Here is a 16,874-nt window from a genome sequence, read left to right as displayed (position 1 = left end):
TGACAAGAGGTCGAGGTCGCCGTTATTCCGCCATTCGAACAAGCAGAGCAAAACTCGAAGCTCAGCGGGACCTGCGCAGCGAAAGGTCATTGAAGTACTCGATCAGTTCGGAGACCCGACCGGGCAGGTAAAAGTGGTTGAGGAAAAACTCGCGTCCGCGCTGCCCCATCTCGGCAAGGCGTTGCTGATTGGTGTTATAGAGCGCCAGAACCGCATCAGCCAGCGCTTGTGGATCCTGCGCGGTACAACTCAAACCGGCGTCCGCCTCGGCCAGCATCAAAGCGGTCTGACCATTGCAACTGGCAATAATGGGTTTGCCGGCGGCGAGGTAGCTTTGGAACTTGCTGGGGATGGTTTGGGCGAAAATAGGATCGTCTCGCAGCGTTAGCAGCAAAACAGAAGACGCAGCATAAACGCTGGTGATTTCTTCAGAAGAAACACGCCCCGTCAACTCGACGTTATCCAGCCTTTCATCACGAATCTTTTCCGCAATGGTGGCTTCCATACTGCCGCTTCCGACCAGAAAGAAGCGAATATCGGAGTATTCCCGCAAAATCTTCGCCGCCTCGACAATCGTCTGGCAAGACTGTGCCACGCCAATATTGCCGGCAAAGACCACCGAAAAGTGACCGCAGAGACGACTGACATTGAAGTTATCCGGCGTCTTTGAGGTAACCGGTTCCAGCGCAGAGTTAGGGAAGAACCTGATCTTCGACCAATCACGGCAGAGGCGTTGAACAGAATCACGAAAGCCTTCTGACTGGATGAGGATCGAGTCGGAGTATCGATATATGTAACGTACAACGTACTCAATACCCTTGAGGACCTTGTCATTGTTAATGAACCCGGTCGCCTTCAAGGATTCGGGCCAGATGTCCTGAACCCACAAGGCCAGACGTGCACGTTTGAGCCATGACACGTAAATGGCCGGCAACGCCTGCAACAAAGGAGACGGCGCATAAACGAAGACAACGTCGAACTTCAATCCGCGCAATACCCAAGGAGCCAGCAAGTAGCCGGAAAGAATAAAGGACAGATAATTCAGTATCAGTCCCTTGGCCGAATTTTTCCCGCGCGGAAAAAGGGGCAAGCGTATGACCTTCGCGCCCTTGTAGTCCTCGGCCTGACAACCCAGCGAACGATATCCGGGAAAAATCCTGCCTTCGGGATAGTTGGGCTTCCCTGTCAGCACAGTGACTTCCGCTCCCTGGCTTGTCAGCTCCGCCACCACTTCATTTATATGGAAGTTTTCTGGCCAGAAATACTGTGTCCATACCAGAACCTTCATTGCATGACTTCTCTCAGAAACACCTCGGGCCCATGTATCAACTGTGCAGGCTCGTCAGACTCGAGGTGGCGTCTTACCGCCCGGGCAATCGACGTGCGCGAAGATGGATCGAATGTTTGCACTGGCTCGACGATATCCCGGACATAATCCAGTTCGGCGGCGATGATCGGCAGCTGACGTGCATTGGCTTCGATCAGCGGCAATCCCAAGGACTCGGTGGTAGAGGGATAAATCAATGCGCTCGACTGGTCGTATAACGCGCAAACTTCGCTGGAACTCAACTGGCCAAGATTGAAAACATTCAAGTCCCACTTCCGCTTCAACTCCTCGATCTGGAATGACAAAGCAGTATCGAACGGCACGGTCAACGCCAGGCTCGGGCGCAGCCCTTGTTCTGCCAGCAGGCACCACGCGGCAATCAGTTTCTGATGATTTTTATGGGGTTCCGCACTGGCCACATAGACAAAATCGTAGATTTTTTCAGCAGACACATCAGCCTGATCAACTTCAGCAAGCACAAACGGGCAGACGACCACCGGGGTTTGCTCCCCCAGAAACCCGCGAACCTGCTCCGCCATGGATGGCGTCTGTACAACGAATTTGTCGATACGCGTGGTAAACGCCCTCAGCATCAAGCGCTCGCCCCAGAGGCGAACCCTCGTTTTGATCGGATAGGATTTGAGGCTGTCTGAAGAGAGAAGGATCCTGTTTTGCAGGAAGACCGTCACTTGCCCTTTCAAAGGAAACAGCGGAACCAACCCGTGAAAGCACAAGACTGCATCGCCCGCTTTCACGCGGTTGCGCAGACGCCACTCAGCAGCCAACCGGGAAAACAACGTCGGGCGCACCCAATGCCGTTCAGCGCGCCCCGCTTTCAGGCCGGCTTTTGCCCGGACATCCAGTTGCTCGAAATCAATACTCGACTCCGCCGCGCCATAGAACGCCTGCAATAAGTTCAGGCCCCCGCCGACATGAACATTCGGTGCATGAAGAAACAGTCTTTTAGGAATATTCAAGAGAACTAACGGCCTCTGTGGGAGGGCACTAAACACGTGACGGCCTTGCGAATGACCTGCCGGCTCTGAGGCGTAAGCATGGCACGGGCGTATCGCCGCAAGCTCCTGGCAAAAACCGCGATCAATTGTGAGGCAAGCACATGCGCGAAAGAAACACCGTACTGACGCGCCATTTTGACGCTGTAAGCCGCCGCATCGTTAAAGCCTCGCTGCCATAGACCCGAGGCCAGACGCAGGTAGCTGGCTCCAATCTCTGAAGGCGACTTCCCTGGAATTTCTGAAGGATTCATCGACTTCACAAACCCGAGATAAAGATCCCCCGCCTCGCGGAAGGCAACGTCGGCGATTCGGTTGGTATCCTGATTCTCATGGCTGCGGGCACTGATCAGTGCTTCAGGTAGATGAAGGAAACGATATCTGCCCGCCATCCGGAACCACAACTCGTAGTCTTGAGTGGTTCGCAATCCTTCGTGAAATGAGCCAGCCACATCAAATGCAGTCCGCGGAATCAGCAGACTGCAGCCATGTAATGCACTTTGCGCAGTGATCCAGTACCGAAAAAACTCGGGTTGCACACTCGGCATGTAGATCCGGGCGGCCCTGTTCTTTTCGAGGCCCGTAAAAATGAAATAATCGGAATAGACAATTGTGTGCTCAGGCTCACGACCGGACAGGAAAGCAATCTGTCTGGCAATCTTATCCTCGACATACAGGTCATCGTGGCTCAGCCAGGAAAAGTACTCGCCTGTCATATGCTGGATTGCCAGATTCAGCGCAGACGCTACACCACCATTGTTTTTCTCAAGATAACGTATCGCACTGCCAAAAGACCGGGCAATGCGCTCGGTCGCACCACCATCGTTGCTGCCATCATTGACAACGATCACTTCAACATCAGCATACGTCTGGTCAAGGGCACTCTGGATTGACTCGGCCAAAAAGTCCGCACCGTTGTACACAGGTATAACGATCGACACCCGAGGCTTGAACTCTTCAGTTATCAACTTATCGCTGTTGGATAGACTCATCACGGCACCCGTATTTTTTACCGCATTTCGAAATCAGCGTACCCAACGATCAATTCAGTGTGTCCGCTTTCTTGCGGTGCCTCGCGGTGCTGTAGAACAACGATACGATCATGCCTGGAATATTGACGATCAACATGCCGACTCGAAAGCTGAAGTAGATGGTAGCGAACGGCGCGGCCCGAGCGGCGAGCTCTGCACAGACTCTGGAAAAAACCGACTCACCCACGCCTACACCGCCGGGCGTAATCGGAATCACGGAAAACAGGTTGCCAAACACTCCGGCGATGGCAGTGATCTGGGGATTGGCCGCGTAGGGAAATATCGAAGCGATGGTGATCATGCCGATAATCACAATACCCGTTGCAAGCACCGATACCGCCAGGCACAGGAGCAAAGTCGGCCACGCACGAAGGTACATGAGAATCGTAACTCCGAACGGATGCAGGTAATGACGAATCTTGATGGGCAGATAGTCAATGACGGAAAAACGAAGAGCCAGATAGATCCCCAGTAATCCGAAAACCATCCCGCCAATCAATACGTAAGCCAACGTCTGAATCAGCCCTGCATATTGAAAAATCTCGGCATCTGGTGAAATGGCCTTCGGCAGAAGAAACGAAACCAGCACGGCGATGGAAATCAATCCGATCATTGCAAAAACACGATCAGCAACAATCGACAGCAATGCGGTCGATCTACCATTCTTCAACAAGCGAAAAACTTGTACGCCTCTGATCGCATCCCCACCCGCCGCGCCAGGCAACCAGGTAGAGAAAAAGCTACCAATCAGCTGGAGGTTCAGAACCGTGCTCAAAGGAATATTGTTGCCCGTGGCGCGCAGCAGCAACCACCAGCGAAAGCCACTGATGACGATACCCAGAAAAAGACAGACCAGCGCCGGAATGAACAAATCCAGATTATCAAAAACCACCAGGATCGAACGGAAGTCGAGTTGCCCGCTGTTCAGCAAAACCCAGACCAGAACCACCGCAAGCGATAGTTTGATCAAAAGCAAAACGTGACTCTTCTTGAACAGCGAACGAAACATCATTCTTAACCTTGTTGTCTTTCAAGTGTACGGCGTTCTCGCCGACACGAGATGAGATAAATCCAGAATCAGACAGTTTTAAGCAACAGCGCGTTGATTTTAGAGTTGAAGCGCTTGCGGCGTAACGTCAGGAACAACAGCAGCGCAATCATCATGATTGAAGAGCCAATCGCCCAAGGCAGTGACTTGGGTTGATATTCCATTCGAATAAAGAAGCTGCCGGCGGGTACAACTACTCCACGGAATGCCTTGTCCACCTTGAGAATAGGCACCTTTTTCCCATTCAGAACCGCAGTCCAGTTGGAGTGCCAGGTGTCCGACAGAACCACCAGCGACTCGTGATCCGCTTCCCCGGAAAGAATCACCTCGCCATTTCGATAGGAATCTATGGAAACCGGCGCAAGGTGCTGTGCATAGTCGGAAGGCAGATCAACACTATCGTTCCCCGCCATATCGTTTGCGCTAATGGCAAATGCACGCGGCAACACACGCTTGTTCTCCATCACTCGAGTGGCCAGGCTGTGATAAACCTCCTCGAAACCGCGCGCTTTCAGTTCCGTTTCGTATGCCGTGTAAGTCAAAGGCAAAAGCGCATACTTGACCCCGAGGAAATTCATCGCATCCCAATTGATCGTGTTGGTTTGCGGCTTGTCCTGAATCAGGATCAGAGATGGAAACGAGCCCAGCGGGGTGGTTTCGTGATAACCCAGTCGCTGCGAGTTCTCGAGATTGATCGACGCGTAGAAGAAATCCCGGAATTCCGGCAAGCCGCCCTGATTGAGCGTGCTGACTTCCTGGATTTTGAACGCCGAACCCAACTCCGGATAGAGTCCACCCTGGCCGAAGTTCATTGTCCGGTAATTGCCAATGTTGTCTTTTACAAACTGCAGAGCGGGCGGCATGTTGGAAAACAGGTCATTTCTTTCGAAACGTACCATCTTACCCATGAGCATGAGTTCAACGAACATGACGACCACTACGCTACCCAGCACCGCGCGCAGAATCGTCGGACTCGATATGAATCTGGCGAACAACGCTACAGCGACGATAAGCGTCACCGCCGCTGCCAATAACTCCAGCGATTGAATCTTGTATTCCAGGCGTGGCTCCTGGAGGCCGAAAACGCCGTAGATCTTGATAAACGCCCAGATACCAAACGCCATCAGCGCCAGACAAGGCAGAATGCGGACATTCTTCGCCTGCAGGTTATGCGCCCCAAATGCGACCAGGATGATCAGCGGGAACATGATGACCGGCCACCAGTACTGGCTCCCGATATGCCCGATGATGGGTAGATGGGCAAACAGAACCTGAATCCAGACCGGATCAAAAAGCCGTACGCCGACAAAACCCGCCACGGCAATGCAGATCGCGACCAGGCACTTGAATTGCGGCATGCGCTTGGCAAGCGCACACCCTGCAAGCCCGGTTGCAACAACACCACTGTGGAAAACCGTATTGCCGATGAATGAACCGTGTCCATTGAAGGACGCTGCCAGCGGTTCAGCTGCGTTATACGATTCGAACAGATGCGACGACGAAAAGAACGACATGATGGCGTTGGGGTAACGCAATCCCCAGAAGTACCGCTTGGAATAGTCCTCAAGAGTGCCAAGGCTTTTCAGGTTTTCCAGGAACGGAAAATAGAGTGGTGCAAGGAGCAGAAATGCCCCGAACAGGCTCATACCCAGAAAAAACGAGGCAGCTACCGCGGTCTTCGCGGAGTAATTCCCACTTTGCACGCAGTTGACCAAGAAGCCGAGGATGATACAGCCCATCGCAATCAGGGACGTAATGGTGGTCGGCATGAAAGTACAGGAGAAAAACAGCGAAAACGCAAGAACCGCCATGCACCAGCGGAGTACCGAGAGCCGCGAGACAAACGCCATCGCCGCATACAGGCAGATCGGTACATACAGATAACTTTGCGTTACGTTCGAACCGAGATTCGCCGTTATGTATCCGTTTAACAGATAAAAGACGCTCGCGGCGAGTGCCGCAACTGCGGAAAGCCCCAATAACTCCCTGACAATTCGATAAGTGAAGAACACCCCGAAATAAAGTGCCAGCAAGATAACAATGTTATAGGTAAGCGACCCGCCTCCCAGCAGAGCATTTACCAGGGTCATTGCAGAAAACTTCTGATCTACAAGCGCCTCTGGCCCCAGTGCTCCGGCTGCTGAATACGGGTTCCAATAAGGAGTTTGGCCATCGCGAATACTGTTAACCATGAATTGCATCATGGGTTCAGATTGATAGGTCGCGCCACCATTATCGTTATACCCAGCCCACCATCCCGTTGTATTGGGGATGGTGTAGAAGGGTTTAAGGGGAACTGCCGTGTACGCTCCCGTAATCTGATCGGTCAATCGCAGACTGGCATCCTTGAATATCACGTCTGGAAATGCTGCCAACAACAGCAACAAGGCAACCAGGCAAGCTTCAACAGTTTTACGACTAACTCTGATTCGATCTTTTACAGCAGCAAAAAAATTATACACGGGACTTCCATTTTCTTAATTTATAGGTATCAGAACCAGTAAACCAATTTGGTTTTATGCAAAAACGCCCGGATCAAGCAATACCCGAAACCAAGACCTTCCTTGCGGAAGATAAACTTTGATACACCACGTTCACGTACACCCTGAGCGCCCGCGATGTATTTGACTTCCCCACCCATCAAGATCGACTTGAAGGTAATTTCAGGACTGATGCTGAACCGGTTTTGGCTCAGACCTACGCCCAGGGTTTCCCGACGACGGAACATCTTGAATGCGTAAGTCGAATCGGGAATGTATTGACCCAGTGCGATGCGCACTCCGATACGGAAGAAGAACTGGAAGAATTTGTATTTGAACGGAATGGTGCCGTCATCGCCTGCCTGAATGTAACGAGAGCACTGAGCAAGAATTGCACCCTTCTCCATCTCGTTGTACAGCGCCGGGATCAAATGGATCGGGTCAACAGCGTCCGCCGAGACAAAGATGCAGTAGCGACCGATACCGTGCGCTGCACCGAAACGGACCACTGCACCATAACCACGACGATGCAGAGAACGGCTGATCACGCGAACCGGCAATTCGTCCTTGTTCGCATTGCCCCACGCCATCGCCAGACTGTAGGTTTCGTCGTCGCTTTTATCGTCGACAACGATGACTTCGGTAGTGAACGCCTGATTGGCGACCGCTGCCTTCACGCTATCGAGGATACCCACGATGTTTTCCGCTTCGTTCAGGCACGGAATAACGATCGTGAGGTCGATCGGGTCTTCTACCGAAGCGTTCGGTGACTGGACGTTGTCGGGCGATGAAGGAATAGCTGCGTTTACGGTCATTTTGCTCTCTCAAATAAAGCCGTCTAAGTGCGGCTTTTATCAGAATTAAATAGTTAACCAACCAGTTTTGCGGAGTACGGTATCACACGAGTCAGTGCAGCCAGAATCAGGCACACCGCAAACGTGGACAACGACAGGCTGAAAATCGCGGAGAATGTCGACATCGATGCAAGATTCAACGTAAACCCGAACATCCCGGCCTTGATGAGATCAATTACCAGCAGGTGCATGAAGTAGACCGGGAAAACGATGCTGGACAAGAACGCAACCGGCCGCACCAGTAGCGGGGCTACGCGAATTTTCCGGATCAAATGAAATGCGGCACACGATGCAATCAGCACGTTAGGACTGAAGTACAGGAATGCGGTTTCGTCCGGAGTCGGCGACAGCGAGTTGAAGCGCCAACTGAGCAGGAATGTCGCCAGGCTTGCCAGGCAAAAGACCAGAGCACTGCACCACGCGGGAATTTTGTTCAGGATATCCGAACGTACGATATAGAACCCCAGCAGGAAATAACCCGGCCAATTGAGGAAGCTCGTCAACGTCAGGTGAGGCAGGATGCTGACCGGGAAATAGACCGTCGCCGAGTTGATCAGGAACCAAACTCCGAAGAAGTAAGCGGCCAGCCGCTTGCTGCTCAACAGTGCCACGGAAATGGGTTGCAGGACCGGCAGAAGGATGTAGACACCGATAGTCATGTAGACGAACCACAGGTGATACATCACCGGCCCGCGCAGGGCTTGAGTCAGCGCATTCGGAATATCCATCGGTTTGCCGGTCCAGTAGTTGATCCAGAAAACGTGCAATACGCTCCAGAAGGCTAATGGAATGGCAACCTTTAGAACTCTGGAAACAATCCCTCCAAGTCCTTTGGACATGTCCCGGCCCAGTAGAAGCGCACCAGAAAGCATCGCAAACAGAGGAACAGCTACACGTGCAATCGAGTCAAGTGCGTTGGCCACCAGAAAACTGTTCAGTTCGATATTTCTGAAGTCGTAGAAAATCGGCGCCGAAATATGAATGATCAACACGCCGAACATTGCAATCAGTCGACATGCATCCGCCCAGGCTAAACGTCCTGGATCTTGTTGTTGAGTCATTGTTGGCTCAATCCTTGGAGGTAAGAATGATTTTGTCCAGTGGTGCCCCGACGATCACGCCGTCGATGCTGGTAGCAACTACTTTGAAAAGGACCGCGTCATGCATCCAGTGCAGCTGCACATGCTCATGCAACGTGCCGTTGGCAATCGCTGCAACGATCGAATAATCACCCACCGCCAGTATTGGCAACTTGAAATGAAACGCAGCGTCGACCCGTTTACCGGCCCGGACTCTGATAGGCGACTCCTTGTAGGAGTGATAGGTGTTGCCACCGATCAACGGCTGCCCCAGCCGGTCTTTGATGATGAAGCCGATAATCGGCAAATCAACGTCGTGAGTGGCCTTGGCCGTAACTTTCACAACAACGTCCGCACCACCTTCACAAACGGTCAGCTGACGTCCTTTTGCATTGGTAAAGCTGACGTTGAGAATTTCTGCGCCACCTGTGCCAAACGTCGATGACTGCGGATTGAAACCGAAAGATTCAATTTCCTGAGCACCGTTGTAAATCGTTTCATCATCCTGCATGACGATGCGCTGCTCGATGATCTCGCCTTCCGGCTCCTCCTCGATGACCTCTTCAAACTCTTCGTCTTCTACTGCAACTTCTGCAACGGGGGCTGCGCCCTCGGCGCCGGTATGCTGCATGTAAAGCTGGGCGAAGTATTTTTCGCAGACATCTTTCGCCGTGCCGGCATCGCGAACGACTCCACCTTCCAGCCAGATCGCGTGATCGCAGAAAGCGGTGACAGCGGCCAGGTCATGGCTGACGAACAGAATCGTGCCGCGCTCCTGGAACTGCCGCAGGAAACGCATGCACTTCTGTGCGAAAAATGCGTCCCCTACAGACAACGCTTCATCGATGATCAGAATATCTGCATCGACATGGGCGATGACCGAAAACGCCAGACGCGCCTGCATGCCACTGGAATACGCCTTTACCGGCTGATCGATGAAGTCGCCAAGTTCGGAAAAATCGACAATCTTCTGAAAGCGCTCTTCGATGCACGACTTCTTCAACTCGAACAGACTGGCATACAGATAGATGTTCTCGCGCCCGCTGAATTCAGGGTTGAAACCCGAACCCAGTTCAAGGACTGCCGCGACTTTACCGTTGATTTTCACCGAGCCCTTCGTGGGTGTCAGGGTGCCGGTCAACAGCTGCAAGAGAGTACTTTTACCGGCACCATTTCGACCGATAACACCTACTGACTGCCCTTTGAGCACTTCGAAGTTGACATCCTTCAGCGCCAGGAAGTCTCGATAGTAGTTGCGCTTCCAGCCCAGAAAGATCTGCTTCAGACGATCATGTGGCGCATCGTAGATGTGGTATGCCTTTTCCAGACCAACCACTTCGATGACGGGCTGCGGCTTTACTTCTGTAGTCATGTCCATACTCATAAAACGTCCGCAAAGCCGTGTCTGACAGATCTGAAGAAACGCAGGCCGAGCCAGCAAACGACCAGACTGACGCAGGTGTAGATCAACAGGCCCGGAAAATTGGGAATCGCGCCGTTGATCATCACCAACCGCGCCTGTTCAACAATGAACGACAGCGGATTGAGCATGATCAGGTGACTGGCCCACTGCGGCAGCTTGTCGAGCGGATACAGAACCGGCGAGAAGAACATCAATGCCTGGGTGATGACGATCGTCAGTTGCGCAATATCTCTCAGGAACACTCCAAGCGCGCTCAGGAACCAGGTAATGCCCAACAGGCAAAGCACCAGCGGCGCAATGACGACTGGCAGAAACACGATGGTCCACTGAAGGCTGCCGTTGACGAACAGTGCAATGGCCGCCCATGCGACGATACTGAGGCACAACTGAAAAACCGCCGAGCCGATAGGTACCCAGACCAGCAACTCGACCGGAAACACCACTTTCTTGACGAAGTTGGGATTCGAAGTAATCAGGTTGGGCGCACGGTTTACGCATTCGGCAAAGAACGTAAAGACAATCAGACCGGGAAACAGCATTAATGCAAAACCGGTAATTCCCTCAACGCCAGGCCAGCGAGAAGGCAGGAAATATCCGAACACCACCGCGTACATCGCCAACGTCAGCAGCGGCGTGATCAGCGGCCACAGGACACCCAGCAGGGCGCCCTTGAATCGCATGTCCACATCGCGTTTGATGAGTTGCTTGATGAGATCGAAATGCCGGAAATGAGCAGTAAAGATATTCTGACTCAATTAGAAAGCCCTATTGATGCTTTGGTGTGATTTCCCAGAAACGCAAGAAATGACTCTTTCATGCGCTCCAGCGTGAAATCCTTCATGAAGCATGAATAGCCGTTGGCGGCAAAACGAGCGTAAGCCTCGCTGTCCTGCACAGCCCTTTCCAACTGACTGATGATGACGGAGGTATCCAGCGACTCGCACAGGAAACCGGCATCATTGGCCTTGATGTACTTCGCCGGAGAGGCGTAACTCGGCGCATGACAAAACACCGGCCGGCCTGAAGCGAAATAAGTAACAAGCTTCGATGGAAAACTGTTGCTCGACTCTTCGTGGTACTCACCGGAGAACCAGTAAGGCATGTAGAGAAGATCAGAATCGGCCAGCAGTCGAATCGTCTCGTCCTGAGTTTGCCAGCCCAGATACTCGAAATTCGAAGGACTTTGGGTAAACACCTTGAACGCGCCCCCCATCACCCGCACACGAATACGCTTGCCTGCAACTTTCCAGTTACAGGCATTCAATGCATGTTGCAGGCATTCCCATTCCGTCTGCGCGTAGAACTGACCGGCCATGGCAATGATGAACTCATCGCGATCATGCACTTTCGTAGCCGGCTGCAAGGCCAGTTCACGAGGCAACCCCGCAATCACCGGAGCATTCACGACACGGTATTTGTTCGTGTAATTCTCGGACATCGCCCACGATGCGGTCGCACAGGACGCACTGCCTTTGATGACCTGGTCGAACTCCTTGAGCAAGCGGCGACGGGTAAAACCGTCGATGAGATTCGCTTGCAGCCACCAGCCGAACGGGTCCCAGACCTGAGTCAGGAGTGGCACATTGAGTGCCTGGGTCACCTGGCGAGCCAGGCGCACCATGGTCTGCCCTTGCAGAACAACCCACACAGCATCGACTTTCTGCGTTTTGGCAAATTCGACGATCTGCGGAAGCAGCTCGCGTTGAACACGATTGGCCTGGACCAGCTCGAACGGAAAAGCCGAGAGAATCCCGGCCTTGCGCGGCAATACACGTACCGCGGCTTCCCGCGGCTTGCGAAGAAGAAGCTTGGGGACTTCGTCGAGCTCCGCAGGAATCTCCGGGTTCAGCGCAGGGTTAACCACTGCGCAGATGGCAACCTGATCCTTGGGCAAAAAGCCGACCAACCGATCCAGCACCAGACCTGCTGTAAAGTTACGGCACGGTGGTATATCAGTTAAAAGCAGTACTTTCATTTAGCAGCAACCGTTTTATAGATCTCCGCCAGCCGCTGTGCGTACAAGTCGTCGCCATAATGCTTTTCGGCGATCTCTCGTCCCTTGCGACCGCGTTCTTCACGCTCCGCCGGATTGTCGATCAGATGCTGCAGAGCGCGATAAAGCCCTTCGCCATCGTGCATCGGCACCGACACCCCGACTTCCGGTGCAAACGTCACTTCCGGCAACGATGTGCCTTCGAACACGATCACCGGCTTGCCGCAGGCGAACGCTTCAATGGCCATGACGCCAAAGGCTTCCACAATCGAAGGCATGAGGAAGATGTCGGATGCAACGAACGCATCACGGGCCAGTTCTTCATCATTGGTCCAACCCAACTCAACAAGCTGGAATCGATCCTTGAATTGCTCCATCAAACCTTTGCTGTTGAGAGTCAACAGACATACCGGCTGGTTGGCGCTGATGCGCTCCAGCGCCTGGATGATGTAAGGCAAGCCTTTAAACTGGTTATCGACCGCCCGGAAACAAATGACCAAGGCATCATCGGGAATGCCGAAGCGCTTGCGTGCATCCGGCGAAGCATTCGGATTGAAAAAGTCCAGATCCAGGCCAAAAGGCACCTGATGGATATCAACATCCTCGAAAAGAGGAGAAGCCTCGACCATATCGCGCATCCACTTGGAGGCCACGATGACATCGAACTTCGATTTGTTGTACGCACGTTTTTTGTACTGAAACAAAAAACGTGTGGTGTCCATCAACAGCGGGAAGTGGATATCCAGGTCGGGGCACTTGCCACAACCGGTCATCCAGCGTTTGCACTCGAACGGATAGACGCAATGACCTGTCATCGCCCACGGGTCATGCAGTGTCCACACTGTAGGCTTGCGCCGAGTGATCTCGGGCAAGTCGCCCAGGCTCAGATAGCCCGAGTGGATAATGTGCAGGTGCAGCACATCCGCTTCCTCGAACGCTGGCATTTTCATCATCTGCTTGGCATTCGTGTAAAGCACTGATTGCATCGAGGTCAAACGCTCAACCCGATTGAGGATCCGGTTGATTTTCCTTGTATTTTTCCCCTCGAACGTCAGCACGTCCGGGTTCTGAGTGTCCTTTTCCCAAATAAGATGCCGAGACTCGACATCGTATTTTTTTAGCAGCGGCGTAATGGAAAGACCATTAAAGCGACGACCAGGGGACTCGTAGCCATTGACCTGAAGAACTTTCATTTAAACAGAGCTCTTACTTTACGGCTGACCTTGCAACACAGGCTTTCAGTAATGCCTCGTTCCAAAGCGTTTAACTGCTCGGCGCGTGCAGACAATGCAGTTGCCTGTTGCTGGAGTTCATTCTCTCTTGCCTGAATTTGACTCTCTTTGAATGCAAGCTCTTCGCTCTTCGCAGACAACTCTGCAGCCTGAGCAGACAACTCTGCAGCCTGAGCAGACAAACCAGCGAATTCGGCCCCCAAGTCATTCAAACGTGCGAATTGCTCGGAGAACGCCTTGATACGTTCGTTGTGCTGACGAGTCTCTCGCAATAGCGCTTCAGATTTTTCCTGAGCGGCCTTCGCGAAAATGACATCCTGAGGCTCGGTTGCACCGAGCTCTATGAACAGCTCAGTCGTGCGCTGACAGGATGCAATCCCACATTTCAGATGGCTGGTGCTGATGTCACGGGCCACGACCTTTTCACCCAGAAGCGGAAAGGACTCCAGCAACCAAGGCAGGTTAGAAGTTTGACTCTCCACCACATCATTGGAATAAAGATCGTTGAAGTGATTGGCCACTTTCTGGATATTTTTAACAGCGTAGAAACCGCCGTACGGAGGAGTAATGTCCTGTCCGAGGTAATCCCGCAGATGAAGATGCTTGCAGGCAATGACATCCCAGCCAGCGAACTCTTCAGGGTACCAACCGGATTTATGATCCTGCCACTCACCGCCGTGAAGGTTCCAGCCATCCACATCGCCAGCGTGAATTTCCTGAGGCATGAAGCCTAAGGGAGTGAAGATAATGACTTGCTGACGCGCTACACGTTGACACTCAAGCAGCACTTGAGCGCCCACGTCTTTGTCCATGTGCTCGATAACGTCGATGAGAAAAATCGAATCGATCGAGCGATCCGGCATCCCGGCCAACGCCTTGCTGGCGTCCAGAGGGATAATGACTGCGTTCGCGTCCTTGAGGCTTGTCTTGAGCACTTCAACGTACTCAAGGTGCGGCTCGACACAGATCAACAATTCCGGGGTGATGTACTGTTGCGGGCGGATGCCACAACCGATATCGAGGACTGTGGATACGGACTTGATAAAACCGGCAGCTTTGTTATGGAACTCATCCCGATCACACCAGACAACACTTGCATCGACAGTCGTATTCACGTTTCTTCATCCTTTAGCATCTAACAAGCTTTAACAAACACTACCGCTTGCCGAGCTGATTATTAATCAGTGTTGATCGGTACAAACTCATCAAACAAAAAACCAGGGCATCTACAACGTCACATGTACAGCAGGAGTAGATGCCCCCACGTTTACTTCGACCAAACAGTCCGATTGATAAAATCTGTATAACTCAAAACAATTCGCAAAACTTTCTGCGATACCAGGCCACCTTCGTAGTCTGGAACCACGCGACGCACGGCACCTGCCTGATCCTGGCTGGTCACGATACGCACGGCATCGAGAACCCGCTCCGACTTCAGGCCGCTCATGATCAGCGTGCCCTGGTCCATGCCTTCCGGACGCTCGTGGGCGTTGCGGATGGTCACTGCGGTCAAACCGAGCAGCGAAGCTTCTTCGGTGATGGTGCCGCTGTCGGACAGGATGCAGAACGCTTCCTTCTGCAGCTTGATGTAGGCAAAGAAACCGAACGGCTTGAGGAACCGGATTCGCGAATCCAGGCCGTCCAGGCCCAGAGCCTCCAGACGCTGACGAGTACGCGGGTGGGTGGAAACGATAACCGGCATGTCGTAGGTTTCAACCAGCGCCTTCAGGGTGTCCAGCAGATCCTGCAGGTTTGCCGGCGTGTCGACGTTTTCTTCGCGGTGAGTGCTCACGACGAAGAATTGCTTCGACTTCAGACCCAGCTCGTCGAGAATCGGCGATGCCTCGATCTGTGGCATGAAGTGATTAAGCACTTCTTCCATGTGGGAGCCGGATTTGATGATGCGATCCGGTGGAATGCCTTCGTCGAGCAGATAGCGACGAGCATGCTCGGTCAACACCAGATTGATGTCGCTCAAATGGTCGAGAACCTTGCGGTTCAGCTCTTCCGGAACACGCTGGTCGAAGCAGCGGTTACCGGCCTCCATGTGGAAGACGGGGATTTTTCTGCGTTTGGCAGCAATGACGGCCAGGCAGGAATTGGTATCGCCGTAGAGCATCAAGGCGTCCGGCTTCTCGGCTTCCAGCACTTCATCGGCTTTCTCGATGACGCGTGCGATGGTTTGCGCGGCGTTGGCGCCGACGGCCCCGAGGAAGTGATCCGGCTTGCGGATACCCATTTCCTCGAAAAATACCTCGTTCAACTCGTAGTCGAAGTTTTGCCCGGTGTGGACGAGGATATGCTTCGTGTGCTCGTCAAATTCGGCGATCACACGCGACATCTTGATCAGTTCAGGACGGGTCCCGACAATCGTCATTACCTTAAGCATTAAGTTGCTCCTGAATGTAGGAAAGCTTCAACAGCAACTTCTTCACGCCTTCGATATCCAGGCGCTCGGTATTGTGGGAAGTGTAATCTTCGAGCGCGGAAACCTCGGCCTCGCCTTCCACGAAGTACTTTGCGTAGTTCAGATCGCGATTGTCGGCCGGCACACGGTAGTACTGACCCATGTCTTCGGCTTTCGCCAACTCTTCACGTGCAACCAGCGACTCGAACAGTTTTTCACCGTGACGAGTGCCGATGATGCGAATTTCGTTGTCTTTCTGGAACAGTTCTTTAAGTGCCTGTGCGAGCACTTCAATGGTCGATGCAGGCGCTTTCTGAACGAAGATATCGCCCTGTTCGCCGTGTTCGAATGCATGCAGTACCAGATCGACGGAGTCTTCCAGGGACATCAGGAAGCGCGTCATGGTCGGATCGGTGATGGTGATCGGCTTGCCATCGCGCAGTTGCTCGATAAACAGCGGAATTACCGAGCCGCGGGAAGCCATGACGTTGCCGTAACGGGTAGCGCAGAAAACGGTTTCGCCTTCCGACTGCATGCGCGCCTTGGCAACCATGAGCTTTTCCATCATTGCCTTGGAAATGCCCATCGCATTGATCGGGTAGACAGCCTTGTCCGTGCTGAGCACGATAACGCGCTCGACATTGTTCTCGATCGCTGCCTGCATGACGTTTTCGGTACCGAGTACGTTGGTGCGCACAGCTTCCATCGGGTAAAACTCGCACGATGGGACCTGTTTCAATGCTGCTGCGTGAAAAACGTAGTCAACGCCCTTCATCGCGCCACGAATGCTGTCGAAGTTGCGAACGTCACCAATGTAGAACTTGAGCTTCGGATTGTTCAGCGCAATCCGCATATCCTCTTGTTTTTTCTCGTCACGACTGAAAATACGGATTTCTTTGACGTCGGTTTTCAAAAAACGATTAAGAACAGCATTACCGAATGAGCCTGTGCCACCGGTAATCATCAATACTTTATTATCAAACATTG

The 16,874-nt window shown here is 52.8% G+C and carries 14 protein-coding genes; all 14 read right to left on the bottom strand.

The annotated features are described in order from the left end of the window. Window positions 1–61: 61 nt before the first annotated feature. Window positions 62–1,288, bottom strand: coding sequence for a glycosyltransferase family 4 protein (locus BMZ46_RS03625; RefSeq protein WP_039770525.1), 1,227 nt, complete (start codon window positions 1,286–1,288; stop codon window positions 62–64). Further along, a complete protein-coding gene (locus tag BMZ46_RS03620) occupies window positions 1,285–2,304 on the bottom strand; it encodes a glycosyltransferase (RefSeq protein ID WP_039770527.1) in 1,020 nt (339 codons plus the stop codon). Before BMZ46_RS03620 ends, BMZ46_RS03625 begins: the two co-directional genes overlap by 4 nt. Before the next feature lie 5 nt (window positions 2,305–2,309). After that, window positions 2,310–3,332, bottom strand: coding sequence for a glycosyltransferase (locus BMZ46_RS03615; protein WP_074688012.1), 1,023 nt, complete (start codon window positions 3,330–3,332; stop codon window positions 2,310–2,312). Window positions 3,333–3,381: 49 nt separating this feature from the next. Continuing rightward, on the bottom strand, window positions 3,382–4,380 hold the full coding sequence (locus BMZ46_RS03610) for a lysylphosphatidylglycerol synthase transmembrane domain-containing protein (protein WP_052266585.1): 999 nt from the start codon (window positions 4,378–4,380) through the stop codon (window positions 3,382–3,384). 68 nt (window positions 4,381–4,448) lie between these two features. Next, entirely contained in the window at window positions 4,449–6,881 is a 2,433-nt protein-coding gene (locus tag BMZ46_RS03605; protein ID WP_074688014.1) for a hypothetical protein, read from the bottom strand. Between the two features lie 29 nt (window positions 6,882–6,910). Then, the gene (locus tag BMZ46_RS03600; RefSeq protein WP_080770644.1) at window positions 6,911–7,714 is read right to left on the bottom strand and encodes a glycosyltransferase family 2 protein; all 804 of its coding nucleotides are present in this window, start codon (window positions 7,712–7,714) and stop codon (window positions 6,911–6,913) included. A gap of 53 nt (window positions 7,715–7,767) precedes the next feature. Further along, window positions 7,768–8,814 (bottom strand): acyltransferase, encoded by a 1,047-nt coding sequence (locus BMZ46_RS03595; protein WP_081353093.1) that lies wholly within the window; start codon window positions 8,812–8,814, stop codon window positions 7,768–7,770. 7 nt (window positions 8,815–8,821) lie between these two features. After that, window positions 8,822–10,204, bottom strand: coding sequence for an ABC transporter ATP-binding protein (locus BMZ46_RS03590; RefSeq protein ID WP_039770728.1), 1,383 nt, complete (start codon window positions 10,202–10,204; stop codon window positions 8,822–8,824). 8 nt (window positions 10,205–10,212) lie between these two features. Further along, window positions 10,213–11,010, bottom strand: coding sequence for an ABC transporter permease (locus BMZ46_RS03585; protein WP_074688018.1), 798 nt, complete (start codon window positions 11,008–11,010; stop codon window positions 10,213–10,215). Beyond that, window positions 11,007–12,230 (bottom strand): glycosyltransferase, encoded by a 1,224-nt coding sequence (locus BMZ46_RS03580; RefSeq protein ID WP_039770534.1) that lies wholly within the window; start codon window positions 12,228–12,230, stop codon window positions 11,007–11,009. The genes BMZ46_RS03585 and BMZ46_RS03580 overlap by 4 nt, the downstream gene beginning before the upstream one ends. Beyond that, the gene (locus BMZ46_RS03575) at window positions 12,227–13,441 is read right to left on the bottom strand and encodes a glycosyltransferase family 4 protein (RefSeq protein WP_039770536.1); all 1,215 of its coding nucleotides are present in this window, start codon (window positions 13,439–13,441) and stop codon (window positions 12,227–12,229) included. The genes BMZ46_RS03580 and BMZ46_RS03575 overlap by 4 nt, the downstream gene beginning before the upstream one ends. Beyond that, entirely contained in the window at window positions 13,438–14,595 is a 1,158-nt protein-coding gene (locus BMZ46_RS03570) for a methyltransferase domain-containing protein (protein ID WP_074688020.1), read from the bottom strand. The genes BMZ46_RS03575 and BMZ46_RS03570 overlap by 4 nt, the downstream gene beginning before the upstream one ends. Window positions 14,596–14,747: 152 nt before the next feature. After that, window positions 14,748–15,869 (bottom strand): non-hydrolyzing UDP-N-acetylglucosamine 2-epimerase, encoded by a 1,122-nt coding sequence (gene wecB / locus BMZ46_RS03565; protein ID WP_039770538.1) that lies wholly within the window; start codon window positions 15,867–15,869, stop codon window positions 14,748–14,750. Then, complete coding sequence (locus BMZ46_RS03560) at window positions 15,862–16,872, bottom strand: polysaccharide biosynthesis protein (RefSeq protein ID WP_039770539.1); 1,011 nt, start codon at window positions 16,870–16,872, stop codon at window positions 15,862–15,864. The genes wecB and BMZ46_RS03560 overlap by 8 nt, the downstream gene beginning before the upstream one ends. Window positions 16,873–16,874 lie beyond the last annotated feature (2 nt).

It is taken from the genome of Pseudomonas sp. NFIX49, from assembly GCF_900115915.1.
Classification (GTDB): Bacteria; Pseudomonadota; Gammaproteobacteria; order Pseudomonadales; family Pseudomonadaceae; genus Aquipseudomonas; species Aquipseudomonas pharyngis.
This window is presented reverse-complemented; position numbering and strand designations above follow the sequence as displayed.

Coding starts and splice junctions, on each gene's coding strand:
- BMZ46_RS03625 (WP_039770525.1), bottom strand. CDS start 1,288: ATGAAGGTTCTGGTATGGACACAGTATTTCTGGCCAGAAAACTTCCAT.
- BMZ46_RS03615 (WP_074688012.1), bottom strand. CDS start 3,332: ATGAGTCTATCCAACAGCGATAAGTTGATAACTGAAGAGTTCAAGCCT.
- BMZ46_RS03610 (WP_052266585.1), bottom strand. CDS start 4,380: ATGTTTCGTTCGCTGTTCAAGAAGAGTCACGTTTTGCTTTTGATCAAA.
- BMZ46_RS03600 (WP_080770644.1), bottom strand. CDS start 7,714: ATGACCGTAAACGCAGCTATTCCTTCATCGCCCGACAACGTCCAGTCA.
- BMZ46_RS03595 (WP_081353093.1), bottom strand. CDS start 8,814: ATGACTCAACAACAAGATCCAGGACGTTTAGCCTGGGCGGATGCATGT.
- BMZ46_RS03590 (WP_039770728.1), bottom strand. CDS start 10,204: ATGACTACAGAAGTAAAGCCGCAGCCCGTCATCGAAGTGGTTGGTCTG.
- BMZ46_RS03580 (WP_039770534.1), bottom strand. CDS start 12,230: ATGAAAGTACTGCTTTTAACTGATATACCACCGTGCCGTAACTTTACA.
- BMZ46_RS03575 (WP_039770536.1), bottom strand. CDS start 13,441: ATGAAAGTTCTTCAGGTCAATGGCTACGAGTCCCCTGGTCGTCGCTTT.
- wecB (WP_039770538.1), bottom strand. CDS start 15,869: ATGCTTAAGGTAATGACGATTGTCGGGACCCGTCCTGAACTGATCAAG.
- BMZ46_RS03560 (WP_039770539.1), bottom strand. CDS start 16,872: ATGTTTGATAATAAAGTATTGATGATTACCGGTGGCACAGGCTCATTC.